Here is a 7,193-nt window from a genome sequence, read left to right on the forward strand (position 1 = left end):
GTATAGCTTTCCGGTGATGGCAATTGGGGGGTCTTGGGGGTTATCAATAAGAAAAGCATCTGTTTCCTGTCTTTCATTCTCGCTTCTTTCAATTGAACAGGCAATGCTTTCAGGTAATTCTCCCAGAGTTCCGCTTCTCCACCTTGCAGGTTTGTATAAAGTTTAGTCTTTTCTGACAGTAAAAAAGAGCCCGTCCCCTGCTCCATTTTTAATGGGACAGGTATGACGGACTGTGCCAGAATGGGATGTGCATGGAAGCACATCCCCAATATCCATAAGAAAAGACAAACTTTAGGGTATTCTTTTCTTATATTCATTAATCAATTTTGATTTCGTCTACAAATAAAAATGCGTTTTTACCTTTTCCTCCATGCCATGCCGGAAGTGATTTCTCCGGTGAAGCAATGACTCTCACGTATTGGGTGGTCACAGGAGCAAAGGTTAGTTTATGCTCAACGATTCCGTCTTTGTCTGTCTCTTTCATCTCCGGATATTCTTCGGAAGCAATCTTTTTGAAGGTCTTGCCATCATCTGAAGTTTCTACGGACAGGTTTCTGGCATCAAATACCCAGTCTCCTTTTGCTACATTGGTAGAGATTGCCACGCTTGAGATTTCAGTAGGTTGCTGGAGGTCGATAGTCATATCCATATCGTTTCCGTTGAAAGCGATCCAACGACCTGACTTGTAGCTGCTATTTCCTTTCAGACCATCTATCAAAGTGGAAGCTCCTTTGAACAGGTATTGTTCATTGATAGGCTGATTGGCTACAATCGGCTTCATGCTGGATTTGCTGAAATCAATCTTCTCTGTCACTGTCTTGCTTTCGCCGTTGGGACGAATGGCTTTGGCGGACAGGGTTACATTTTCCTTGATTTTCAATACTCCTTCGTAAACGGGGGAAGCGGCAGTAGGTTCTGTGCCGTCTAATGTATAGTAAACAGGGGCACCGTCGATGGTAGACAAGGTAACGTCCATTGTTCCTTCTGCCGGATTCGGGTCAAACTCGGCTTGTACGTCAAATACGTGTTTAGCGTAATTGTATCCTTCTGCATCGTACCACTTAATCAGTTGTGGAAGACGGGACAGGAAGTTGGCATAGTTTTTCTTTTCGGGGCTGGACCACTGAATTTCACACAAAGCAGCCCAACGAGGCAATACCATGTATTGTGCATGCGGGAAGGTAGCGATGTATTCTGTCCAGAGGTTGGCTTGCACTCCCTTGATGTATTTCTGTTCTTCCGGAGTAAGAGAAGCCGGCATCGGCTCGTAGCTATACACTCTTTCCATGGGCAGATAACCACCGATACCGAACGGTTCGTTTTCTACGTCTTTAGCTTGGTAGTAGTCGAAATACAGGTAGGTGTTCGGTGTCATGATGACATCGTGTTTCTGCTTCGCAGCTTCGATACCACCTTTCTCACCACGCCATGACATCACGGTAGCATTCGGAGCAAGTCCGCCTTCGAGGATTTCATCCCAACCGATGATTTGACGTCCGTGGTCGTTCAGGAATTTCTCAATATGGTTGATGACAAAGCTCTGCAAACGTTCTTCTTTGCTGTGGCTTTGATCTGACTTCAATCCCAATGCTTTGATACGTGCCTGGCACTTCGGACATTTTTCCCATCTTACTTTCGGGCATTCGTCGCCCCCTACATGAATATATTGTGATGGGAAGATTTCAATCAATTCACCATAAACATCTTCCAAGAATTTCAATACTTGGTCGTTTCCGGCGCAAAGCACATCCTCGGATACACCCCATTGTCTCCATACTTCGTATGGACCACCGGTACAACCCAGTTCAGGGTAAGCGGCAAGGGCAGCTTGCATGTGTCCCGGAAGGTCGATTTCGGGAACAACGGTGATGTAGCGTTCGGCTGCATAATCTACAATTTCTTTGGCTTGTTCCTGAGTGTAGAATCCACCGTAAGGTTTGCCGTCGTATTCGCCGGAGTTACGTCCGATGACTGTTTCTGTTCTGTTAGCACCGATTTCAGTCAGTTTCGGGTATTTTTTGATTTCCAGACGCCAGCCCTGATCGTCGGTGATATGCCAATGGAGGCGGTTCATGTTATGTAAAGCCTGCATGTCGATGTAGGTCTTTATTTCATCCACGGTAAAGAAATGACGGCTGGTATCGAAATGCGCGCCACGATAGCCAAAGCGGGGAGCGTCATTGATTTCTACGGCTGGCATGGCAATATCCGCACCGACAGCCACAGGCAATGATTTGCGCAGGGACTGGATGCCATAGAATACGCCGGCTTCCGTAGGACCGGTAATCGTGATTCCGTCACCGGTAACTTTCATCTGGTAGGATTCCGGATTTTCGTTCTCCGTGCCTAATGCCAGTACGATTGCGTTTTTACCTTCTGTTCCGGCTTCAATGGCGAAATCTTTTCCGGTAGCCGTTTTCAGATAGTCTGCCAGGAATTTTGCGTTGCGTTGCATCTTCTCGTTTCCTTCCGGATAGAGAATTTTCACACTGCTCTTGAGGATGAAGGGACTTCCTTGAGCGGTTACAATTTCTTGTGGCATGGGGATGATCTGGTAGTTGGCTTCCTGTTGCGCCGATTGGCAAGAGGCAAAAAGTCCTGCTAGTGCCAGACATCCGGTTAATTTAAAGAGTTGCTTCATAAACTAAAAAATTAAGTGTTAAGTTATTAATAGATTAATTATAAGTTTCACGAATATGTTTGATTGTCAAAGGCAGCTCCTCTCCTTTCTTTATTTGGGGAGAAGTGATGACGACCGTTTTACGTTCTCCGGGAAGAAGGTCGAAAAAGTTGTCGCTGAAACGGGCTCCCTGCAAAGGAATTTCAATAAAGACATCTTTTGCAAGAGCGGGAGAAAACAATGTCAGTTCACACATGCCGTCTTTCTGTTTCATCTTGCAGGAAACGGTTGTTTCAGGCAGAAGCAGGTCTTTTGTTTTTCTAAAGAAGTATACGGTTTCGGCAAGGGTGTTTCCTGCCTTGTCTTTCAGGGTCAGTTGCATGAAACAGCGTTGCTGTTCTTCCGGTGATAGCCAGGTGTCGGTTTTTATACGGTACACGCATTGGGAAGTGTTAGCCGGAACTGTCAATGTGTTGAGTTGTATAGGCTTGCCTTGTTTCTTTCCGTCAAAGTCTGTTACTTTCATTTCCAACATCAGGTGGTCTTTGGTGTCCGGACAGTCGGAAATCAGGTAGATATTGAGGCTGTCGTTCTGCCGGATAGGATTGATGAGGATTGGAGCAAAGACTCGTTTGGCTTGGTAATGCAGGGCTTTCCAGTTACCGTAATAGTCGATGCTCGACCAGGATACTACCGGCCAGCTATCATTCAGTTGCCAATACAGGGTACCCATACAGTAAGGACGGTTCCGGCGGTGTGCTTCCAGTCCGTGACGCATTCCTTGTCCTTGCAGTACTAGTCCGACATAGACAAAGTCTTCAAATTTTTCGGGGATGATATAGTCGCGCTCCATGTAGGTACGAATCAGGGCGTTGCCGATGCTGCTTTTCTGATGAGCATTCATCACTTCCGATTCTATCTGATAATCTTCCGGAGCGGCGAAAGTGGAGATGGTCTTCATTTCCGGGAAGGACTGAAAACCGAATTCGCTCATGAAACGGGGCAGGTCTGTATCGAGTGACTCGAATGTTTTTTGACCATACCAGACTCCCCAGTTATGGCTGTCTCCTATCCCCCAGGATTCAGGACGCCCCCAGTTGGCAAAATACGGGGAGCTGTGTATGTAGAAACGGTCGGCATCCAGTTCCTTAACCTTGGCTGGAAGGAGCTGATGGAACAGTTTGTCGTAGTCTCGAAACATTTCCTGATAGATTTCGGGCGGGAAGTTCTTGTCGAATCCCCAATATTTTAAGGCTTCCAGTATTTCGTTATTGCCGCACCACATCGCCAGGGAAGCATGATTGCGAAGGCGACGGATGTTATAGCAGGCTTCCGCCTCTACCCTTTTCAGAAAGGTGGGGTCGGACGGATAGGGAGTGCAGGCAAACATGAAGTCTTGCCACACCAGTATTCCGTTTTCATCTGCCAGGTCATAGAAACGGTCATCTTCGTACGTTCCACCTCCCCATACACGAATGACATTCATGTTCGCTTCGCGGATGTCGCGGAATAAGGTTTGGTAGCGTTCGGTAGTGACGTTAGTCAAGAGTGCATCCTGGGGGATGTAATTGGCTCCTTTGGCAAACATAGGTACACCATTTACTTCAAAATAGAAGGATTCTCCGTCTTTATCTTTTTCATTAACGAGGCGAACAGTACGCAGTCCTATCCGGTGCGATTGCTCGGCTACGACTTTATCTTCTACTATGATTTGAGCGGAGAAATCATACAGGGCGGGCTTTCCCCATCCATTCGGCATCCAACGTACGGGGGATGCCACTTCGGAAGGTATGGAAACATGATTGATTCCGGGCTGTAAGGTGATTGCCTGGCTGATGCTTTTTTCTGCACTTCTTTCGAATGAGGTATTGATTCTCACCTCTGCCTGAAGTGGCCGGGAGAGTATGTTGTTTATTTCTAATTCATTAGACAGATTTGCGAGCTGGTCGGTCAGTGCGAGTTGTTTTACGTGGTAGTCACTGATAGAAGCTGCGTCATAAAAACGGATGGTCACCGGACGCCAGATGCCGCTGGTCACCATGCGGATTCCCCAGTCCCAGCCATAGCTGTAAGGGGCTTTACGGGAGAATATGCTTAAATGTTTGTCGTGATGGTCGTTGTCTGCCGGATAGTTGAATCCGTTCGAGTTATATTGAGGCAGTGTCTGCCGGATAGGGGAATGAAAATAGATGTGAAGAAGGTTTTCTCCGATACGGAGTTGGGACTTGACGGGTATGGTATAACCGACAAACATGTTATCGGCTTTCAGCAACAGTGCTCCATTGAGGTATACATCAGCGTATGTGTCAAGGCCTTCAAAAACCAATTGGGCGTCATCCCGTTTCAGTTGTTCGGGGGTAACTGTAAAAGCAGTCCGGTATTCCCAGTCTTCATTTTCCACCCACTGAATCTTTTGTTCATTGATGCCATAAAAAGGATCGGGAAGTTGTTTATGGTTGATAAGATCCTGATGAACGATGCCCGGAACCTGTGCCGGTCGCCACAGCTCCGTCCCTGCCTGGGAAAACTCCCAGCCTGTATTTAGAACGACAACTTCGGAATTGTCATTGCTCTGTGCATATGCCATACTGCAACAGCATAGTAGTTCACATGCTATTTGAGCCTTTTTTCCGATCAAATTAATCATCATAGTGGGGGCATTAGATATTAACGGATTCAAAGATATTATTTTTTCAGCAAATTTCACTGATAATTTAACAAAATATGTTGTTTTTGCACGCCACGATAAATATACGGTTTTATTCTTTTATCATATCGGATAGTTTAACCGCTATTATATCTATCATTTCATTCCTAACAAATCTGTTAATTTCACCGCCTGAAAAGTCATGTGTGCCACACTGCTCTCATATAGAATACCGATTGTCTCTTTATCAATCATCGTCAGGCAACTATATCCCCATCCTTCTGCTTCGTCGAGCATGATTTGATGTTCGGGCAACCAGGTAAGTCCTTTATCCAGACTTGCTTTTATTGTTATATGATTGCGCCCTTTAGTCGTATCCGGATTTGAAAACAACAGGAGGTCTTTATTCAAAACGTTGTCCTTGGCATCGACATGAATCAGACTGGCCATACATACCGGTTCCTGAAGTGCCTTACGTGAAGACGGGTGTTCTGTCCAGGTTTTTCCCAAATCTTTCGTTATGGCAATAGCCCGGCTTCCTCCTCTATTGTCACGCATATTCAGCATCAATACTCCCGGTTCTATTTCCGCAACTTGTGCTTCCGTTGTATTTGTTCGTGCCATATTGTGCATTTTCCACGTTTTCCCCCGGTCTTTACTATACATGATTCCTGCATTCGGAACACGGGTAGAGTCTATAAACTGCGTTGGAAATACTAATGTGCCGTCGCTCATCGTTATTCCACGTCCGGGTCCTTGAAGGAGAAAATACCAGGACGGATCTTTTACCTGCTCTGTTATATTGATCGGTTTCGACCATGTTTTACCATCGTCTGTGCTCTTTGCCAATACCAGCTGTGCGGTATGGTTTATATCCATTCCCGGATGGGAGCTCCACCAGGCACGTTGATTACCCATACCATGGGTCCATGCGGCAACCACCCAGACGGTATTCGTTTGGGTATCTACCAAAATAGAGGGATCTCCTACCCCATTCTGTGCTTTAGGCAAACCGCCATACTCACCAAATGAAAGCGGAAGACGCATTTTCTCCCAGCTCTTCCCTCCGTCAGTGCTACGACTCAAACCCACATCTACATATTCCTGTAAATCGACACTACTATTATATCGGACATCGTACACTCCCAATAATGTTCCTTTATTGGTTGTCACTAATCCGGGAATACGGAAGGAAGCAGATCCATCATTACCGGCATGACGAACTCCGACTGCCATCCGGTGAGTAATATTCTTCGGAGAAATAGATTTACAATAGAGTTCTTTTCCATCCACTCTTACAGCACGTAAATCAGAGACTACTTTAGTATGCAAAGAGGCATCTGTTTTCATCTGCAAACTGATCCAAAAAAAGTTGACACCTGGAAATAAATTGTAATTACCTCTTAATACAACTTTTTCCGATGGTCCGACCTCTGCACATTTTATGGAATAGGAAGGATTAGCCGCCAATGTCGCACCCGGTCGATGGCTGGATATGTACTCTACAGGGGCAAAGCGATTTTTGTTTTGATCTTGTAAGGCCTCTGTTCCTCCATAATAGAGTTTGATTGCCTGAACATCCGCTAAATTGGTACTTTTACTGAAATCTAAAACTACTTCATCGAGCATCTTGCTTTCCTTTGCATCCAACCGGATATAGAACAAAACATTGTCCTGCCGCTCTATCAAAACCGGGATTTGTGTTTCATGGATAAATACTGTGTCTGAATCTTTTACGTCAAAAGAATAGCCTAATAAGACAAGGAAAAGTAAATAAAAAATTCTTCTCATAATGGGGGTATTAGTTAGTTTAACGCGATAAAGATAAAACTTTTCTACCATAATACAGCTATGCAAACAGTTAACTTTCATTTTACCAAGTTCTGGTAGGACTAGTCAATACTCTGACCACCGTTCTGGCTCTTG

At 45.3% G+C, this 7,193-nt stretch carries 3 protein-coding genes and 1 pseudogene; all 4 read right to left on the minus strand.

Annotation, left to right across the window (positions count from 1 at the left end):
- Window positions 1-317: pseudogene (locus tag ACT8YW_RS21040) on the minus strand (beta-N-acetylhexosaminidase); the annotation flags it as partial.
- A complete protein-coding gene (locus tag ACT8YW_RS21045; protein WP_117514853.1) occupies window positions 317-2,641 on the minus strand; it encodes a glycoside hydrolase family 20 protein in 2,325 nt (774 codons plus the stop codon). The pseudogene ACT8YW_RS21040 and the gene ACT8YW_RS21045, both read right to left, overlap by 1 nt.
- A 34-nt stretch (window positions 2,642-2,675) precedes the next feature.
- Complete coding sequence (locus ACT8YW_RS21050) at window positions 2,676-5,270, minus strand: beta-mannosidase (protein WP_444107047.1); 2,595 nt, start codon at window positions 5,268-5,270, stop codon at window positions 2,676-2,678.
- Window positions 5,271-5,423: 153 nt separating this feature from the next.
- Window positions 5,424-7,058, minus strand: coding sequence for a BNR-repeat neuraminidase N-terminal domain-containing protein (locus ACT8YW_RS21055; RefSeq protein ID WP_444107048.1), 1,635 nt, complete (start codon window positions 7,056-7,058; stop codon window positions 5,424-5,426).
- Window positions 7,059-7,193 lie beyond the last annotated feature (135 nt).

Origin of the sequence: Bacteroides sp. (assembly GCF_052357945.1) — a bacterium.
Classification (GTDB): Bacteria; Bacteroidota; Bacteroidia; order Bacteroidales; family Bacteroidaceae; genus Bacteroides.